Below are 17,590 nucleotides of genomic sequence, written 5' to 3' on the forward strand. Positions count from 1 at the left end.
TCGCCGAGTGCGTGCTTGCCGCGCTCACAGCTGTCGACGGTGACTCGGCCGCAACGGATTCCGGTGATACCGGGGTCTTTCTGCGGTCGATCACCGTACAGGGCTTCCGCGGGATCGGGCCCGAGGCCACGTTGCGGTTGAACCCGGGGCCGGGCCTGACGCTGGTGGTAGGACGTAACGGCAGCGGGAAGTCGAGTTTCGCCGAGGCTGCGGAATTCGCGTTGACCGGGGGCAATCGGCGCTGGGACGGCCGCTCGACCGCATGGCGGGAGGGGTGGCGCAACCTGCACGAACCCGATACCGCTCGGATCGATGTCGAACTGCTCACCGCGGGCGAGCGGCCACACCTCTCGGTCGCCACCAGCTGGGACCCGAACGCCGAACTCGCCGACGCGCGGTGGACCGAACGGCGTGGCTCCGATCCGGCGACCTCGGTCGATCCGCAGGGCCGCAGGCAACGGCTCGATCTGTACCGGCCGTTCCTGTCCTACAGCGAACTCGGCGCGCTCGTCGACGGAAAGCCCAGCGACCTGTTCGACGCCCTGCATCGCCTGCTCGGCCTCGACGATCTGGCCGCCGCGGCCGAACAGATCCGGCTGCGTAAGCTCGAACTCGAACGCGCCGTGAAGGAATCACGCCAGTCCCGCGCCGATCTGCTGGACGAGCTCGCCGAGGCCGATGACGAACGCGCCCGCGGCGTGGCCGACCTGCTGCGCGCCCCTGACCCCGGTCTCGACGCGGTGGCGCGAGCGGTGGCCGACTCGGTCCTCGGCGTCGATGGGCCGGAGGGGTTGCGTGCGATCCTGCGGCTGACGTTGCCGACGGCCGCGCAGGTAGCCGCCACGACAGATCTGCTCGCCGAAGCTGCCCGCAACGTGGCGCGCCACGCGACCGTCGACACCGACGCCGACCTGCGAGTACTCGAATTGCTCACGCGGGCACGCGAACACGTCACCGCGGCGGGTTCCTGCCCCTGCCCTGTGTGTGGGCGCGACGAACTCGATGCCGACTGGCTCACAGCCGCCGACTCCGAAATCGCCTACCGCACTGCCGAACTCGCGACATTGCAGGCGGCGACAGCGGAGTTCGACACGGCTTTGGTGGCAGCCCGCAACCTTCCCGCAGAGCTGCCGATCGTGCTCGGCGCACAGGGCCGCTCGGCCCAGACGATCGATCCGCCAGTGCGGCAGGCGGATTCGACTACGAGACAACCCGGAACTTCGGACACGTTGCGTAAACGGCGCGAAATCGTCGGGCACCTCTGGTCGGAGTGGGCCGCGCTCGCGACAGTCGACTACGACGACCATCTCCCGGCCCGGCTGCGCGAAATTCACACCGCTCTCTTGGCGGAACTCACTGCACTGCAACGGGAGACGCAGACCGAGCTGGACCGCCTCGACACGGTCTGGTCGCCCCTCGTCCCGCGCATTCTCGCCTGGCTCGACCCCGCCCGCGTCGTCGCCGACCACGCGAACGAACTGCGGGTCGTGAAGAAGGCAGCCGACTGGCTCAAGGCGGCAACCGCGACGATCCGCGGCGAGCGGATGCGGCCACTGGAAACCACCGCCCGCTGGGTGTGGAGCACACTGCGCCAGCACAGCAATGTGGAGCTCGGCGCGATCCGGTTGCAGGGCAGTGCGGGCACGGCCCGACGGGTACTGCTCGATGTCACCGTCGACGACGTGGACGGCGCGGCCCTCGGGGTGATGAGCCAAGGCGAGCTGCACGCCCTCGGTCTGTCATTGTTCCTGCCGCGAGCCACGGTGGCGCACAGTCCTTTCCGCTTCGTGATGATCGACGACCCGGTGCAGGCGATGGATCCCGCGAAGGTCGACGGGCTGGCGCGGGTGCTCGCCGAGGTGGCGGCCTCGCGGCAGGTGGTGGTGTTCACCCACGACGAGCGGCTCGCCGAGGCGGTGCGCCGCATGCAACTCGATGCGACGGTCCTGGAGGTCCAGCGTCGCGAGCGGTCGATCGTGGAGGTGCGGGTGACCGGCGATCCGGTGCGCCGCTACCTCGACGACGCCCGATCTCTGCTGCGCACACCGCAGCTCCCGCCCGCCATCGCCGACGAACTCGTGGCGACCTGCTGCCGTTCGGCGATCGAAGCGGCCGGGCTGGCGAAGGCACGCCAGGAACTGCTCGCCGCGGGTCTCGCGCACGGGGAAGTGGAACGGCGCGTACGCAACGCCCACACCACCCGCGCGATGATCACCCTCGCCATCATGGGCGTCGGCGCCCGCGTGGACGACCTGAACAAGCACCTGAGCGCAGTCGGCGGACGCTGGCTCGTCGGCGTCCTGCGCGATGCCACGGCGGGTGCGCACGTACCGATCGACCGTCCCATGCGTGAGTTGATCAGTGACACAGAACGATTCATCACCTGGCTGCGCGCGCACGAGCCCGCTGTGGTGCGAACGTGAGGCGGCGCGGCGGGCCAATCAGCAGGCTGCGGTCTTTCGGGGAGTGCGAGTCGACGGTTGTGGTCGGCCCGGCGGGCAAGGTTCGCGGTAGTGCGGCGGCGGCGTCGTGAACCGGCGAGGCAGGCGGTCGCGGCCCGAGTTCAGTCCGCGACCATCGGTGGCGGCACGGCTCGAGGCGGCCGAAAATCTGCTCGACGGATCCGTATCGGATGCCGGCGGGGTGTGGTCGCGGGCGGTTGCCTGGATCTTGCGATTGGCGCTCGAGCAGGCGGTGGATCAGTTGTGGGCGCAGGTGGCGCCCGAGCTGATGCGGTGTCCGATGCGGGCGCAGCTGCTCGCGTTGCGGGTGTACGCGGGGCCGGAGGCCGCCGGTCAGGTCGGGGCGCTGTGGGCCGCGTTGTCGCGCGCGGCGCATCACCTCGACTACGAGATGGCGCCGAGTGTCACCGACCTGCGGCGCTGGCGGGACCAGACGGCAGAGCTGGCGCGGGTGCTGGAACTCGCGCCGCTCGCACACCAGCCGTTCGGGTGAGGTGGTGGGCACGGAGTCCGGCAGGATGGCTCGTATGGGTCAAGTGAAAGCGTGTCCGTGTCGTCGCGGTGAGCTGTTCGACGGCTGTTGCGGGCCGATTCTGGCGGGAGAGAAGGCCGCGCCCACCGCGGAGACGCTGATGCGGTCGCGCTTCGCCGCCTATGTTGTCGGCGATGTGGACTACCTGCTGCGCTCCTGGCATCCCAGCACCCGCCCGGCCGAGCTCGAACTCGATCCGGATCAGCGGTGGCTGTTCCTCGAGGTCGTGGGGACGCAGCGTGGGGGGCCGTTCGACGACAACGGCACGGTCGAATTCATCGCCCACTACAAACTCGACGGTGCGCGCGACGCGATGCACGAGCTGAGCACTTTCGTGCGGGTCGACGGGGCGTGGGTCTACCTCGACGGGACGTTCCAGGCCTGAACCGGGGATACTGCACGAGTGCCCCGTATCGCGATCGAATACTGCACCCAATGCCGCTGGCTGCTCCGCGCGAGCTGGATGGCGCAGGAACTGCTGACCACCTTCGCCACCGAACTCGGCGAAGTGGCGTTGGTGCCGGGGCAGGGCGGGATCTTCCGGATCACCCTCGACGGCGAACAGCTCTGGGAACGCAAGGCGGACGGCGGTTTTCCCGATATCGCCGTGCTCAAGCAGCGGGTTCGCGACCGGATCGCACCCGATCGCGACCTCGGCCACGTCGACCGTCGCGACTGACGCCTCAGCAGCAGCCGCCACCACCACAGCAACCGCCACCGGCCGGACGTGGCGCGGGTGCGGGTGCGGGCGCGGATCCGCGGCCCACCGCTGCGAAGGTGGTGAGCAGTTTGACGGTGTCGTCGTGGCCGACGGGGCAGGCGGCAGGGTCCGAGGACTGCGCCATCGGCCGGTTGACGTCGAACGTGTCGCCGCAGGAACGACACCGGAAGCTGTAGTTCGGCATCGGCCCAGTGTAAGCGGCCCGGTGTCACCCGCTGACCGCTGCTTTCGGTACCGCGCGTAACTGTTACCTGCGGAAATGGTAACCAGAGCGACTGTAGGGCCGGTGCGCACGTACTCTCGTAGGAAGTCACCAGGTGCTGCGGCCCGCGGGAGCAAATGCACAGGCACCCGTGCGGTCGCGCCGGCTAGGAGGTGTGCGATGAGCATTCAGCCCGATCTCGACCCCGACATGCAGATACACGAGGCCGACCCGATCGCGGATACCGAATACGGACTCGTCGGCGGAACCTGGGACGGGCCGGTCGCCGTGTGGCGCAGCATTCCCTACGCCACCGCACCCGCCGGACCCGCCCGCTTCACCAGGCCCGAACCCCCGAAGTCCTGGGACGGGGTGCGCGACTGCGTGGTGTTCGGCGACATCGCCCCGCAGGCCATGGGCGCGATGGTGCCGGTGGGTTCCGATCTGCAGATGGGCGAGGACTGCCTGTGGGTCAATGTCTGGTCGCCGCGGCCCGAACCCGGCGCCGACCCGCGACCGGTGATGGTGTGGCTGCACGGCGGCGCCTACTGCCTCGGCACCGCCGCCCAGACCATCTACGACGGACGCAAGCTGGCCGAGGCCGGTGACGTGGTGGTCGTGTCGGTGAACTATCGACTCGGTGTCCTCGGCTTCCTCGACCTGTCCTCGTTCGGCGAGCAGTTCACGGCGAACCTCGGCCTGCACGATCAGCTCGCCGCACTCGCGTGGGTGCGCGACAATATCGCCGCGTTCGGCGGCGACCCGGGCAATGTGACGCTGTTCGGCGAGTCCTCTGGCGCGGGATGTGTGACCGCACTGCTCACTTCGCCCGCCGCGGCCGGACTTTTCCACAAGGCGATCGCCCAGAGTCCGCCCGCCACTACGGTTTTCGGGCAGGAGCGGGCAGCGGTGGTCGCTCGACGCTATCTGGAACTCCTGGAACTCGGGCCGAACGAGGCGAATCGGTTGCTGGAGTTGCCGATCGAACAGCTCGTCGAGATCGGCTCGATGCTGTTGGACGAGGTGCCGATCAAGGAACCCGGCCGACTCGCCGCGGCGCCGGTCGTCGACGGAGATCTGTTGCCGGGCTACCCGATCGATCGATTCCAGCAGGGACGTTCACACCGGGTGCCGCTGCTGATCGGCACCAATCGTGATGAGGCGTCACTGTTTCGGGTATTGCGTTCGCCGATCATGCCGGTGACGCCCGACGCGGTGAACGCGATGCTGCGCGATGTCGCCGCCTCGCACCCGGAGATGTCGCCGGAACGGATCGCCGAGATCACCTCGGCCTATCCCGACCTCACCAAAACCCGTGGGGCACTGGCGATGTCGACCGATGCTGCCTTCCGGATGCCCGCCGCCTGGGTGGCCGAGGGGCACGCGCAGCATTCGCCGACCTGGATGTACCGCTTCGACTACGCCACTCCGATGCTGAAAGCGGCCAGGGTGGGCGCGGGTCACGCCACCGAATTGCCTTACGTCTTCGGCAATTTCGGCACCCTCAACCACGACCCCACCTTCTGGCTCGGCGGCCGCAAAGCCTCGGTCGCGGTCTCGGGCCGCATGCAGCGTCGCTGGCTGGCCTTCGCCGAACACAGCGTCCCCGCCGCCATCGACGGCTCCAAACACTGGCCCCACTACCGCCCGGCCGCCCGCACCACCTTGCTCATCGACACGATCGACCGCGTGGTCGACAACCCCGACGCCGACCTCCACACCGCCTGGGGCGATCAAGCGGTCGGCTTCAGCTAGCCGTCCCACACAGCACAACGCCGGGTCACCCTCCGAACGAATCGGCGGTAACCCGGCGTTGTGCGGATCAGACGTCGGTGGAGAAGCGGATGCCGCCGTCGGGAATCTCCACACCCGGCCACACCCGCGCACCACGCAGGAGTTCACAGCGAGCGCCGACAACGGCGCCGTCACCGATCACCCCGTCGCGAACCAGCGCGCGCGGGCCGATCCGAGCACCGAAGCCGATGATGGAACGTTCGACCGTCGCGCCCGCTTCGACAACAGCACCGTCGAAGATCACCGCGCCGTCCAGACGCGCGCCCGCACCGATCTCCGCGCCACGTCCGACCACGGTGCCGCCGATCAGCAGCGCGCCCGGTGCCACCCCGGCACTGGGATGGACCAGCGATTCGCCACGCTGACCCGGAAGAGCAGGCGAGGGAGCGATGCCACGGACCAGGTCCGCCGAACCACGCACGAAGTCTTCCGGAGTGCCCATATCGCGCCAGTAGGAGGCATCGACGTGCCCCTGCACGCGAGCGCCCTCGGCGAGCAGCGCCGGGAACACCTCGCGTTCCACCGACACCGGACGACCCGTGGGGATCTTCTCGATGTATTCGCGACGGAACACATAGCAACCCGCGTTGATCTGGTCGGTCGGCGGATCCTGGGTCTTCTCCAGGAACGCGGTGACGCGACCGTCGGCGTCGGTCGGCACGCAACCGAACGCGCGCGGGTCGCTGACCCGGACCAGGTGCAAGGTGACGTCGGCGTTGGTCGACTCGTGGGTGTCGAGGATGGCGCCGAGGTCGGTGCCGCCGAGGACGTCACCGTTGAACACCATCACGTTGTCCGCGCGCAGCTTGGGCAGCACATTGCGGATACCGCCGCCGGTGCCCAGCGGCTCGGTCTCGGTCACGTACTCCAGCTCGAGGCCGAGTTCCGAACCGTCACCGAAGTGTTCTTCGAAGACCTCGGCCTTGAAGGAGGTGCCCAGCACCACGTGGGTGATCCCCGCGTCGGCGATGCGCGCCAGCAGGTGGGTCAGGAACGGCAGCCCGGCCGTCGGCAGCATGGGCTTTGGCGCCGAGAGGGTGAGCGGCCGCAGCCGCGTGCCCTGTCCGCCGACGAGGATGACCGCGTCGGTGCCTGCATTGCCTGCCATCGAATTTCCCCTGTTCACAGTGGACCGGTGCCTACTCAGGCGCCGGTTCGCGCTTTCTCACGCAGCGCCGATCGAACCGCAATCTTGGAGCGAACCGCAAGTCCGGCCCGCAACGCGCCCCGCAACGGTGCCTGCCACCAGTGCGGATGCCGATCCGCCTGGAAACGGTAGGCGCTGGCGTGGTGGGCGGGCAGCATCAGTTCGGGATGCTTGCCCGCGGCGTGGCCCTTGGCGTGGGTCACCTCGGCGTCGGGGACGAACACATTGTGCCAGCCCGCCTTGCCCATGCGGTCACCGAAGTCCACGTCCTCCATGTACATGAAGTAGCGCGAGTCGAAACCGTCGATGGTGTCGAACGCGGCGCGACGCACCAGCAGGCACGAGCCCGACAGCCAGCCGACCACCCGCTCGGAGATCTGCTCGTTCTCCTGCCGGTAGCGCACCGACCAGGGGTTCTTCGGCCAGACCGAGCCCAGAATCGCGTGGCCCGCACCGTCGGCGAGGCCGGGGACCTGACGGGCGGACGGGTAGATGCTGCCGTCGGGCTCACGAACCATCGGCCCGATCGCGCCCGCGCGCGGCCAGCGCTCGGCGGCCTCGAGCATCTTGTCGATGGAGTCGACACCCCAGCAGATGTCCGGGTTGGCCAGGATGACGAATTCGATCGACGGGTCGATCTCGGCGACGGCCCGGTTGATGGCGCCGCCGTAGCCGATATTGCCGCCGGTGTGCAGCAGCGTGACGTGCGAGTTGGCCTCGGCGACGAGTTCGGGGACGCCGTCGGTCGAGCCGTTGTCGGCCAGGATCACCTGCGGCTTCTCGCTGGTGGCGTCGGCCAGGGTGGTGATGAAGTGCTCGAGGTGCTCACCCGGTGAATAGGTCACCGTGACCACGGCAAGGCCGGCGGGGGCTGGAGAATCGGCTGCGTCGTTCACGAGAGCGGAGCCTAGTCGGACAACCGGCGCAGTGCGTCGGTGAGTGCGATACGCCAAGGGCGGAGCGGGGTGAGACCGGCCGCATCCCAGGCCGCCGGAGACAGCACCGAATACGCCGGGCGCGGTGCGGGTCTGGGGAATTCGGTGGACGCGCACGGCAGCACGCGGGTCGGGTCGGCGCCGAGGTCGGTGAAAACCGCTGCGGCGAGGTCAAACCAGGTAGCGGTGCCGGAATTGGTGGCGTGCAGCACACGCGGGGTATCCGGGCGGGCGCTCAGTTCCAGGAGCGCGGCGGCCAGGTCGGCGGCGCTGGTGGGGGATCCGAGCTGGTCGTTCACGACGGTGACGGTGTCGCGTTCGGCTTCCAGCCTGCGCATGGTCGCGACGAAATCCCCCTCGACACCGCTGTATACCCACGCGGTGCGCGCCACCTGGGCGCCCAACTCTAGGACGGCCCGTTCACCGGTGAGCTTGGACTGTCCGTAAACCGTGTGCGGGCCGGTGGGATCACCCGGCTCGTAGGGGGTGTCCGCATTCCCTGGGAAGACGTAGTCGGTCGAAACGTGAATAAGCCGCGCACCTGCGTCGACACAGGCAGCCGCGAGCACAGCGGGACCGGTCGCATTGGCGGCGTAAGCGGCCTCGACATCGGTTTCGGCGGCGTCGACCGCGGTGTAGGCCGCGCAGTTGATCACCACCGCACCCGGCGTGAGGACGGCATCGACGGCAGCGCGGTCGGTGATATCGAGTTCGGCACGCCCGAAGCCACGCGCCTCGGGTGCCAGACGCAGGATCTGTCGCCCCAGCAGCCCACGTGCGCCGGTTACGATCAGGTGAGCGGGGGCGGGGAAAGCGGCGTACACGCGGTCAGTCTGGCACGCCGGGGCACCTGCGGTTGGGCCGGAGTGTGGTAACTAATGGTTAGCCTGTGATGGCCGGTGTTCGCGAACTGGCCCGGGTCAACAGCAAGGCGGTGTTTGCCGGGGGGATAGCGGACCGGGCGCGGAGTTCGTCGAGAGGATGCACGAGTGCGAGAGTCGACAAGGCCGGTCAGCGCGACCTTCGGTCCGGCCAAACTGATGGTGGCGATCTCGGCGGTGCTTGTGCTGTGCCTCACCGGATTCGCCTGGCGCAGTGTCGACAACCTGATCGCCAATATCGACCGGATCGGTGGGCTCGGGCTCGGTGGTGAGCGCGACGGCGCCGTCGACATCCTCCTGGTCGGCGTCGACAGCCGCACCGACGCGCACGGCAACCCGCTCACCAGCGCCGAGAAAGCCATGCTGCACGCCGGCGACGAAGTGGGCACCAACACCGACACCATCGTGCTCGTCCGCGTCCCCAACGACGGCCGCTCGGCCACCGCGATCTCCATCCCGCGCGACGCCTACGTCGACATCGGCGGCCAGGGCAAGGCCAAGATCAACTCCGCCTACGGCGCGACCAAGGAGACCGAACGCGCCGAACTGCTCGCCGACGGCAAGTCCGAGGCCGACGCCGAGAAGGAGTCGACCAAGGCGGGCAGACAGGCGCTGATCAAATCGGTGGCCACCCTCACCGGCATCACCGTCGACCACTACGCCGAGGTGAGCCTGCTCGGTTTCGTCCTGCTCACCGACTCGGTCGGCGGCGTGGAGGTGTGTCTGAATCAGGCGGTGGACGAACCGATGTCGGGCGCGGACTTCCCGGCCGGACGTCAGCGTCTCGACGGCCAGGAGGCGTTGAGTTTCGTGCGGCAGCGCCACGATCTCGAGCGCGGCGACATCGACCGGATCGTGCGTCAGCAGGTATTCATGGCGCAATTGGTCGGCCAGTTGCTCAATGCCAAGACCCTCGCCAACCCGAACAAGCTCAGCGAGATCAGCGAAGCGGTCGGGCGCACCGTGGTGCTCGACGAGGACTGGGACGTGCTGGCCTTCCTGCAGCAGCTCAAGGACTTGTCCGGCGGCAAGGTGGAATTCGACACCATTCCCGTCACCGATCTCAACGGCATGACCTCGGCGGGGGAATCGGTGGTCAAGGTCGACCCGAAGACGGTGCAGCGCTTCGTCGCAGGGCTGGTGGGCGAGGAGAAAACCGACGACACACCGAAACTCGACCCCTCGACGGTGACGGTGAACGTGCTCAACGCGGGCGGCGCCACCGGGCTCGCGGGCAAGGTGTCGACCGCGCTGACGGGCAAGGGCTTCAAGGAAGGCACGGTCGGCAACTACAGCGGCGGCAGCGTGACCTCGAGTCGCGTGCTGGCCGCCGACGCCGACGATCCGAAGGCGGCGGCGGTCGCCGAGGCGCTCGGCGGTCTCACCGTGGTCGCGGATGCGTCACTGTCGCCGGATTCGGTGAGCGTGGTGCTGGCGAGCGACTACTCTGGTCCCGGTTCGGCCGCGGCAGGCATGTTCGATCTCGACGCGACATCCTCGGCGACCGCGACGCCCATCCCGCCCGCCCCGCCGATCGACGCAGGCCAGAACGGACCGAAATGTGTGAATTGACCCATGCGTGAGCCGAACTCGACCCTGACCGACGCCCTGCTCGACCCGATTCTCGAACGCGATCCCGCCGGACCGCGCGTCACCTGGTACGACGACGCCACCGGCGCCAGGATCGAACTGTCGGGTCTGACGTTGGCCAACTGGGCCGCCAAGACCGCGAACCTGATCCGCGACGAATTCGCGCTCACCCCCGGCGCCAGGGTGGCGGTGCTGTTGCCCGCGCACTGGCAGACCGCCGCGGTGCTGCTCGGATGCTGGTGGGCGGGAACCGAAGTGGTGCTCACCCCTGATCCCGACGCCGACCTCGCGCTGGTCACGCCCGACCGGCTCGATGATGCCGACGGTGTCGGTGAGGTGGCGGTGCTGTCGCTGGACGCGATGGGGACGCCGGTGCGTGACCTGCCGGTCGGCGTCACCGACTTCGCGACCGCGGTGCGGGTGCACGGTGACCAGTTCCTGCCCGGTGGTTTCCGGGCCGCGCTGGATGGGCTCTCGGTGAACGAGGTGCTCACCGCCGCCCGCAAGTCCGCTGCGCTGCAAGGCTTTTCCGCCGGCGATCGGGTGTTGTCGAGTACGCCGTGGGAGACGGTGGCGGAAGTGATCGACGGGTTCGTCGCGGTGTTGTTCGCGGGGGCTTCGCTGGTGCAGGTCGTCAATCCCGATCCCGCGGGGATCGAGCATCGGGTAGTCACCGAGAAGGTGACCGTTCGCCGCTAGCTCCTACTCAGGTATGAGGTCGTCTCCCTCTCTGGACCGTGGTGTGTGTCACAGCCCGCCCGTACTGTCGAAGTCAGTGTTCGACTCGAGGACGGGGTGGCGATGATCGCGAAGTACTGGTTTCGGTGGTCGGCTGAGCACGGGGCGCCGCGGGCGATCCTGCGGTGGCAGGTGCGCAAGGGGGATCCGTTCGCGACGTTGCTCAGTGGTCAGCGGGGGTTGCACGACCCCTATCCGCTGATCGATGAGCTGCGCGCGAAGGGCGGATTGCTCGAGACGCCGCTGGCGTATGCCGCGTTCGACCACGCGCCGGTCCGGGCGATTCTGCGCGACCCCAGGTTCGGGGTACGGCCCGCGCTCGGCGACGAGTTGCCCGCGCCGTGGCGCAAGCTCGCCGAGCGGGTCACGGTGCCGCCCAATCCTGTTGAGCCGCCGTCGATGCTGGTGATCAATCCACCCGAACACACCAGGATGCGCAAGCCGGTGGCCTCGGCGTTCACCCCGCGCGCCATCGCCAGGCTGCGCGATCGGGTGGAGGTGGTCACGGCCGAACTCCTCGACGCGATGCCCGCCGACGGTTCGGTCGACCTGATCACCGATTTCGCCGCCAGGGTGCCGATCGCGATCATCGCCGAGATGCTCGGTTTCCCACCCGAGGACCGCGACCGGTTCCTCGCCTGGGGCGACAAGGTGACGCCGCTGCTCGACATCGGCACCTCGTGGAAGTCCTTCCGCGCCGCGATGAGCGCGATCGAGGACATGGACGAGTTCCTCGCCGACCACATCGCCACGCTGCGCCGCGCGCCGGGCGAAGACATCCTCTCCGCCCTCGTCAGCTCCGGTGACCTGAGTCTGCCGGAGCTGCAGGCGGGCGCGAGTCTGCTGATGGGGGCAGGGTTCGAGACGACCGTCAATCTCATCGGCAACGCGGTGGCCGCGCTGTCGGCCCATCCCGACCAGCTCGCCTTGGCGCAGGACGATCCCGAGCGGTGGCCCGACGTGGTGGAGGAGACGCTGCGGTTCGATCCGCCGGTGCAGAACACCGCCCGCCAGGCACTCGAGGAGGTGGAGATCGAGGGGGTGCGGTTGCCTGCGATGAGCACGGTCATCCTGTCGCTGGCCGGGGCCAACCGCGACCCGGCCGTCTTCCCCGACCCGCATCGCTTCGACATCGACCGCCCGAATGTCAAGGAGCACATGGCATTCAGCAGCGGCATCCACGCCTGCCTTGGCGCGAGCCTGGCCAGGATGGAAGCGGTACACGCCCTGCGTGCGCTCTACACCCGCTACCCGAACCTGCGCTTACGCGGTGAGCCGGTCCGCCGAAACCTGTTCACGCTGCACGGTTTCGAACACATGCCGGTCGACTTGGGGCCGGTCGCACGAACCTCGGCGCCCGACGAACTGACGGGAGCTTCGCACCCGGCGTGAACCATCGGGTCAGGTGGTGCTCGCGCGCCAGCGGTAGCGGGTCTTCGGGCGACCGGCGCGGCCGTAGTCGGCACGGCGTTCGGCGAGTCCGTCGTCGGCCAGCTTCTCGAGGTATCGCCAGGCGGTGATGCGCGAAACACCAACGGCGGCAGCGGCATCGGTGGCCGTGATGCCGGCTTCGGCTGCGCGGACCGCGCGGGAGACCTCCTCGAGGGTGTGCTGCACCACGCCTTTCGGCGCACCCGCCTTCTGGTCGGCGGTGCGCAGCGCACCGAGCGCGCGGTCGATGTCGTACTGCGACAACGCCGCCTCCCCAGCGGGCAGCGCCGTGTCGAAATCGCGGTAGCGCTCCAGCTTTTCGCGGAAGGCGGCGAAGGTGAACGGCTTGAGCAGATACAGCACCACACCGTGCGCCACCGCACTGCGCACCATGTTCAGCTCGCGCGCGGAGGTGATCGCGATGACATCGGGTCGCGGCTGCAAACCGTTGAGGGCGGCCGCGACATCGAGGCCGCTGATATCGGGCAGTCCGATATCCATCAGCACCAGATGGAACGGATTGCCGTCGGCGATCGCCTCGGCCGCGACCCGCAGCGCATCGCGCCCGGTGTGCACGACCCCGCCGGTGACGAAACCGTCGAGCCGTTCGAGATAGGCCCGATGTGCCTGGGCGATCAACGGTTCGTCTTCGACGATCAGCACGCGGATCAAGGTGTCTCCTTCAGCGGAATGCGAACGATGACCGCGCTGTGTGGTGCGGCCGTGGTGGTGATGGTGCCGCGATGTCGGTCGACGAGGCGGTGCACCAGTGCGAGGCCGAGGCCCGCGTGGTCGGACTTGGTGGTGTAGCCGCGTTCGGCGGCTCGCGAGAACATCTGGGCCGACATGCCGGGCCCGCTGTCGGACACCTTGACCCACAGTGCGCTGTCACGATGGCACACCGACACCTCGACGCGCTTGTCGACGGTCCCGGCGGCCGCGTCGATCGCATTGTCGATCAGGTTGCCGACCAGCGTCACGGTCTCGTGTGCCGAGAGCGGATCGGTGGAATCCAGGGCGGTGTCCTCGCTGATGGCCAGGCTCACCCCGCGCTCGGCGGCTTGGTCGACCTTGCCGAGCAGCAGTGCGGCCAGCGCCGCGTCACCCACGGCGGCCAGCAGCCGGTCGATCAATACCTGTGAGAGCTGCAGTTCGGCGGTCGCGAAGGCCACCGCCTCGTCGGGGCGGCCGAGCTCGACCATTGTGACGACCGTGTGCAGCCGGTTGGCCGCCTCGTGCGCCTGCGCACGCAGCGATTCGGCGAAGCCACGCACCGAATCGAGCTCGCCGAGCACCGCCCGGAGTTCGGTCTGATCGCGAATGGTGAGCACGGTGCCGATCTCGCGGCCCTCCCAGCTCACCAGGTCCTGGTTGACCAGCAGGATCCGATCGGTGGTCACGTGCGTCTCGTCGCGCACCACGCCCGCGCTCATCTGCTGCAGTGAGACGGGCAGGTCGCCGCGGTGCACCGGACCGTCGGGCAGGTCGAGCAGGGTGCGCGCCTGATCGTTGACCACCTCCGCGGCCTCGGCGCCATCGCCGAACACCACCAGACCCTCGTGCACCGAGTGCAGCACGGCGTCGTGGTGCTCGTAGAGCGCGCGCAACTCGTCGGGGGCGAGGCCGTGGGTCTGGCGACGGAGCCTGCGGCTGATCAGGAACGACGACAGCGCGGCCAGCGCCAGACCCACCGCCGCCACCCCGAGGATCAGCGGTAGCTGGGTGGCGACCTGGGTGGTGATCTTGGCCCGGGTGACCCCCGCCGAGACCAGCGCGACCACCCGGCCGTTGTCGTAGACCGGGGTGACCGCGCGGATCGAGGGGCCGAGGGTGCCGGTGAAGGTCTCGGTCAGCGTCTGGCCTGCCAGCGCACCGTCGATGCTGCCGACGAACGGCTTGCCGATCAGGTCGGGGTTGGTGTGGGTGTAGCGGGTGCGGTCGGGCGCCATCACGACGATGAAGTCCATGCCGGTGGCCGCTCTGATCCGCTCGGTGGTCGGCTGCAGCAGCCCGCTCGGGTAGGGCGAGTTCACCGCCGCGAGGGTGGACGGCGAGCGCGCCACGGTAATCGCTACGTCTCTGACCTGCATTTCCGCGGCCAGGTCATGGTCGCGCTTGGCATCGAGCACGGCCAGGATCGTGCCGACCGCGATCAGCAGCGCCAGCACCACCAGCTGCCACACGAAGGCCTGTCCCGCGAGCGACAGTCGTCCTCGTCGCACCTCTAGCCTCCGACCTGCTGTGAACGTAATGCACTGGATTTGAACGTTATGTACCAAAAGTGACGGCAGTCACAGTACTTGCCCATGCTCGTGCGCATGAGTACAACCACCGCACCGCGGAAACGCGACCATACCCACTGGCTGTACATCGCGGTGATCATCGCCGTCGTGGCCGGCGTCATTGTCGGCCGGGTGGTACCGGAATTCGGTCAGTCACTGGCACCGCTGGGCACCCTGTTCGTGAATCTGATCAAGATGATGATTGCACCCGTCATCTTCTGCACGATCGTCCTGGGTATCGGTTCGGTGCGCGCGGCCGCCACGGTCGGCAAGGTGGGTGGCCTGGCCATCGGCTATTTCCTGGTGATGTCGACGGTCGCGCTCGGCATCGGACTCGTCGTCGGCAACCTGATCGATCCCGGTGAAGGGCTCAACGTCACCGCCTCGGGCGCCGGTGCGAAATACGCCGATCAGGCGCACAGTGCGGGCGGCACGTGGGACTTCATCCAGAACATCGTGCCGACCACGCTGGTGTCCTCGCTGACCGCGGGCAGCGTGCTGCAGGCGCTGTTCGTCGCGCTGCTGGTCGGGTTCGCGGTGCAGGCGATGGGCGCCACGGGCGCGCCGATCCTGCGCGCGGTCTCGCTGATGCAGAAGCTCGTGTTCCGGATCCTGTCGATGATCCTGTGGCTGGCCCCGATCGGCGCGTTCGGCGCGATCGCCAACGTGGTCGGCCGCACCGGCTGGTCGGCGGTGGTGCAGTTGGCGACGCTGATGATCGCGTTCTACCTGACGTGTCTGGTGTTCGTGTTCGGTGTGCTGGGCGTGATCCTGCGCGTGGTCTCGGGTGTGTCGATCCTGAAGCTGTGCCGCTACCTCTCGCGGGAGTATCTGCTGATCGTGGCGACCTCGTCGTCGGAGTCGGCGCTGCCGCGACTGATCGCCAAGATGGAGCACGCGGGTGTGGAGAAGACGACCGTGGGTGTTGTTGTCCCGACGGGCTATTCGTTCAACCTCGACGGCACCGCCATCTACCTCACCATGGCGTCGATCTTCATCGCCGACGCCATGGGCAAGCCGCTGAACCTCGGCGAACAAATCGGCCTGCTGCTGTTCATGATCATCGCGTCCAAGGGCGCCGCGGGCGTCACCGGCGCCGGCCTGGCCACCCTCGCCGGCGGCCTGCAGAGCCACCGCCCCGACCTCCTCGACGGCGTCGGCCTGATCGTCGGCATCGACCGCTTCATGTCCGAAGCCCGCGCCCTGACCAACTTCTCGGGCAACGCCGTCGCCACCCTCCTCATCGGCACCTGGACCAAGACCGTCGACGCCGACCGCACCATGCGCGTCCTCGACCGCGAACTGCCGTTCGACGAGGAAACCATGGTCGACGACCACGAACTCGACGAGCCCGTCGACATCACGAAACCGGTTCCGGCGCAAGCCGTCGACGCGTAGTCCGGACAGCCGAAAGGCCCCGCGAGCAGAATTCGCGGGGCCTTTCGCTGGGCGCTAGATTCTGGCCCACTTGCCGGGGTTGAGGTGGAACTGGACGAGGGCGGTGGCGTGGCCGTGGCCGAGGCCGTGTTCGGACTTCAGCCAGGTGACCAGTGCCGTGTGGCCGGTCGGCTCGGCCGCGTCGAGCAGGGTGAACCACTCGTCGACGGTGCGCCCGTACTTGGTCTCGATGGTGGGGAAGTAGGACGCGGGTCCGTGCGGCGCGTTCGCCATGGTGGTTCCTCCTCGACGGGTGTTCGTTATCGGTGAAGACGGTGCGGCGGGCGGGAATTCATCGCCGGTGGGGTCAGGCTGCGACGAGGGTGGGTTCGGGGGTGCTCACGCGGCGCTCGCGGATCAGCAGCACACCGGCGAGGGCGACGAGGATCGCGGTGAAGCCGTGGACGCCGAGGGCGGTGGCGGTGGAGCCGTGCCAGCTCAGGATGGTGGTCATGTCGCCGAAGGGGGTGAGGGAGGTGGCCAGCATGGCGACGCCGAGGGCGAAGCGCTGCTTGGTGGCCAGCAGGCCGAGGATCACCAGGCCGCTCACGATGTCGCGGACGCCCTTGATGTTCAGGAACGCCACCGCGTCGCCCGCTGGCACCACGGGGAGGCCGAAGCCGGCGGCCGTCGCCTCGGGGGCGATCAAGTAGTTGATGCCGACGTAGATGATGAACAGTCCGCCGAGCAGGGAGAGTGCGGTGGCGATGCGCGAGGTGGTCATGGTGTGCTCCTGAATCTTTCACTGTGCTCTGAAATCTAGCGGCGCTAGGTGTTGAAAGAACTGTAACCCAGCCGCGCTATCTTGTCTAGCGATGCTAGAATTTCGAGCATGATTACACAGCAGCGCAAGGAACGTGAACGTGCCGAACGGCACCAGCGGATCATCGACGCCGCACGGGAGATGGCCGAAGCGGACGGCTGGGACGCGGTCACCATCCGAAAACTGGCCGACCGCATCGAATACAGCCAGCCCGTGCTCTACAGCCACTTCGCGAACAAGGCGGCGATCGTCGGGGCCGTGGCACTGGAAGGCTGTGTCGAGTTCGCCGAGAAACTGAAGCAGGCCAGGGAAGCTGCGACCACCCACACCGAGGTGGTCGCCAATGTCGCCCGCGCCTACCTCGATTTCGCCACCGACAACCCCGCCCGCTACGACGCCATCTTCGAACAGAAGACCGACCTGGAGTTCGGCCTCGACGCGCCACAACCCCTGCGCGACGCCTTCGCCGGCTTGGAAGCGATGTTCACCCCGTACGCCGAAGGCGACGATCTCGGCGCCCGCACCGAAGTCGCCTGGGCCTCGCTGCACGGCCTCGCCACCCTCGAACGCAACGGTCGACTTCGCCCAGAACTACGCGAACGCCGCATCGCCTTACTCGTCGACGGGGCCAGCGAAGCTGTATTGGATTGAGCGCTGGCGCGCTCGAGGTGGGCC

The 17,590-nt window shown here is 68.3% G+C and carries 18 protein-coding genes; 10 read left to right on the forward strand and 8 right to left on the reverse strand.

Going from position 1 to position 17,590, the window contains the following annotated elements; all coding sequences use genetic code 11:
* The 4 genes from ACFW6D_RS24430 to ACFW6D_RS24445 all read left to right on the forward strand — a co-directional run.
* Nucleotides 1–2,423: AAA family ATPase (locus ACFW6D_RS24430; protein WP_379331740.1), on the forward strand; the 2,423-nt coding region annotated here is incomplete at its 5' end.
* A gap of 157 nt (nucleotides 2,424–2,580) precedes the next feature.
* Nucleotides 2,581–2,955 carry a hypothetical protein gene (locus ACFW6D_RS24435; RefSeq protein ID WP_379331742.1) on the forward strand — a complete coding sequence of 125 codons (375 nt, stop codon included), beginning with the start codon at nucleotides 2,581–2,583 and terminating at the stop codon, nucleotides 2,953–2,955.
* Between the two features lie 25 nt (nucleotides 2,956–2,980).
* Entirely contained in the window at nucleotides 2,981–3,379 is a 399-nt protein-coding gene (locus tag ACFW6D_RS24440) for a YchJ family protein (RefSeq protein ID WP_379331744.1), read from the forward strand.
* 18 nt (nucleotides 3,380–3,397) lie between these two features.
* Complete coding sequence (locus ACFW6D_RS24445) at nucleotides 3,398–3,673, forward strand: SelT/SelW/SelH family protein (protein ID WP_132369677.1); 276 nt, start codon at nucleotides 3,398–3,400, stop codon at nucleotides 3,671–3,673.
* A 4-nt stretch (nucleotides 3,674–3,677) separates the two neighbouring features.
* Here ACFW6D_RS24445 and ACFW6D_RS24450 read toward each other — a convergent pair whose 3' ends face one another.
* The gene (locus tag ACFW6D_RS24450) at nucleotides 3,678–3,899 is read right to left on the reverse strand and encodes a zinc ribbon domain-containing protein (RefSeq protein ID WP_379331746.1); all 222 of its coding nucleotides are present in this window, start codon (nucleotides 3,897–3,899) and stop codon (nucleotides 3,678–3,680) included.
* A gap of 198 nt (nucleotides 3,900–4,097) precedes the next feature.
* On the opposite strand from ACFW6D_RS24450, the gene ACFW6D_RS24455 reads away from it, so the two are divergent.
* Nucleotides 4,098–5,672 carry a carboxylesterase/lipase family protein gene (locus ACFW6D_RS24455; protein WP_379331748.1) on the forward strand — a complete coding sequence of 525 codons (1,575 nt, stop codon included), beginning with the start codon at nucleotides 4,098–4,100 and terminating at the stop codon, nucleotides 5,670–5,672.
* A gap of 67 nt (nucleotides 5,673–5,739) precedes the next feature.
* Here ACFW6D_RS24455 and ACFW6D_RS24460 read toward each other — a convergent pair whose 3' ends face one another.
* Genes ACFW6D_RS24460 through rfbD form a run of 3 tightly spaced genes read right to left on the reverse strand, consistent with a single transcriptional unit; the run spans nucleotide 5,740 to nucleotide 8,617 of the window.
* Nucleotides 5,740–6,819 carry a sugar phosphate nucleotidyltransferase gene (locus ACFW6D_RS24460; protein WP_379231170.1) on the reverse strand — a complete coding sequence of 360 codons (1,080 nt, stop codon included), beginning with the start codon at nucleotides 6,817–6,819 and terminating at the stop codon, nucleotides 5,740–5,742.
* Between the two features lie 35 nt (nucleotides 6,820–6,854).
* Nucleotides 6,855–7,754: a glycosyltransferase family 2 protein gene (locus ACFW6D_RS24465; RefSeq protein WP_379331750.1), complete on the reverse strand. Its 900-nt coding sequence runs from the start codon at nucleotides 7,752–7,754 to the stop codon at nucleotides 6,855–6,857.
* 11 nt (nucleotides 7,755–7,765) lie between these two features.
* Nucleotides 7,766–8,617, reverse strand: a complete 852-nt coding sequence (rfbD, locus tag ACFW6D_RS24470; protein ID WP_379331752.1) for a dTDP-4-dehydrorhamnose reductase — start codon at nucleotides 8,615–8,617, stop codon at nucleotides 7,766–7,768.
* Nucleotides 8,618–8,833: 216 nt separating this feature from the next.
* On the opposite strand from rfbD, the gene ACFW6D_RS24475 reads away from it, so the two are divergent.
* The 3 genes from ACFW6D_RS24475 (at nucleotide 8,834) to ACFW6D_RS24485 (ending at nucleotide 12,394) form a co-directional block, all read left to right on the forward strand.
* Complete coding sequence (locus ACFW6D_RS24475; RefSeq protein ID WP_379331891.1) at nucleotides 8,834–10,246, forward strand: LCP family protein; 1,413 nt, start codon at nucleotides 8,834–8,836, stop codon at nucleotides 10,244–10,246.
* 3 nt (nucleotides 10,247–10,249) lie between these two features.
* Nucleotides 10,250–10,963 carry a TIGR03089 family protein gene (locus tag ACFW6D_RS24480; protein WP_379331754.1) on the forward strand — a complete coding sequence of 238 codons (714 nt, stop codon included), beginning with the start codon at nucleotides 10,250–10,252 and terminating at the stop codon, nucleotides 10,961–10,963.
* A gap of 102 nt (nucleotides 10,964–11,065) precedes the next feature.
* Nucleotides 11,066–12,394 (forward strand): cytochrome P450, encoded by a 1,329-nt coding sequence (locus ACFW6D_RS24485; RefSeq protein ID WP_379331756.1) that lies wholly within the window; start codon nucleotides 11,066–11,068, stop codon nucleotides 12,392–12,394.
* A gap of 9 nt (nucleotides 12,395–12,403) precedes the next feature.
* Here ACFW6D_RS24485 and ACFW6D_RS24490 read toward each other — a convergent pair whose 3' ends face one another.
* Together ACFW6D_RS24490 and ACFW6D_RS24495 are read right to left on the reverse strand one after the other, a co-directional pair.
* On the reverse strand, nucleotides 12,404–13,105 hold the full coding sequence (locus ACFW6D_RS24490) for a response regulator (protein ID WP_379331758.1): 702 nt from the start codon (nucleotides 13,103–13,105) through the stop codon (nucleotides 12,404–12,406).
* Nucleotides 13,102–14,655 (reverse strand): ATP-binding protein, encoded by a 1,554-nt coding sequence (locus ACFW6D_RS24495; protein WP_379331760.1) that lies wholly within the window; start codon nucleotides 14,653–14,655, stop codon nucleotides 13,102–13,104. The genes ACFW6D_RS24490 and ACFW6D_RS24495 overlap by 4 nt, the downstream gene beginning before the upstream one ends.
* A 96-nt stretch (nucleotides 14,656–14,751) precedes the next feature.
* Between ACFW6D_RS24495 and ACFW6D_RS24500 the strand changes: the two genes are divergently transcribed.
* Nucleotides 14,752–16,113 carry a cation:dicarboxylate symporter family transporter gene (locus ACFW6D_RS24500; RefSeq protein ID WP_379331762.1) on the forward strand — a complete coding sequence of 454 codons (1,362 nt, stop codon included), beginning with the start codon at nucleotides 14,752–14,754 and terminating at the stop codon, nucleotides 16,111–16,113.
* 54 nt (nucleotides 16,114–16,167) lie between these two features.
* Here the strand turns inward: ACFW6D_RS24500 and ACFW6D_RS24505 are convergent, their stop codons facing one another.
* Together ACFW6D_RS24505 and ACFW6D_RS24510 are read right to left on the reverse strand one after the other, a co-directional pair.
* Nucleotides 16,168–16,386 carry a DUF4287 domain-containing protein gene (locus ACFW6D_RS24505; RefSeq protein ID WP_379331764.1) on the reverse strand — a complete coding sequence of 73 codons (219 nt, stop codon included), beginning with the start codon at nucleotides 16,384–16,386 and terminating at the stop codon, nucleotides 16,168–16,170.
* Between the two features lie 73 nt (nucleotides 16,387–16,459).
* Nucleotides 16,460–16,876, reverse strand: coding sequence for a DUF4267 domain-containing protein (locus ACFW6D_RS24510; protein WP_379331766.1), 417 nt, complete (start codon nucleotides 16,874–16,876; stop codon nucleotides 16,460–16,462).
* 108 nt (nucleotides 16,877–16,984) lie between these two features.
* Between ACFW6D_RS24510 and ACFW6D_RS24515 the strand changes: the two genes are divergently transcribed.
* Nucleotides 16,985–17,566: a TetR/AcrR family transcriptional regulator gene (locus ACFW6D_RS24515; protein WP_379331768.1), complete on the forward strand. Its 582-nt coding sequence runs from the start codon at nucleotides 16,985–16,987 to the stop codon at nucleotides 17,564–17,566.
* The last annotated feature ends 24 nt before the right edge of the window (nucleotides 17,567–17,590 follow it).

It is taken from the genome of Nocardia sp. NPDC058705, from assembly GCF_042749305.1.
Classification (GTDB): domain Bacteria; phylum Actinomycetota; class Actinomycetes; order Mycobacteriales; family Mycobacteriaceae; genus Nocardia.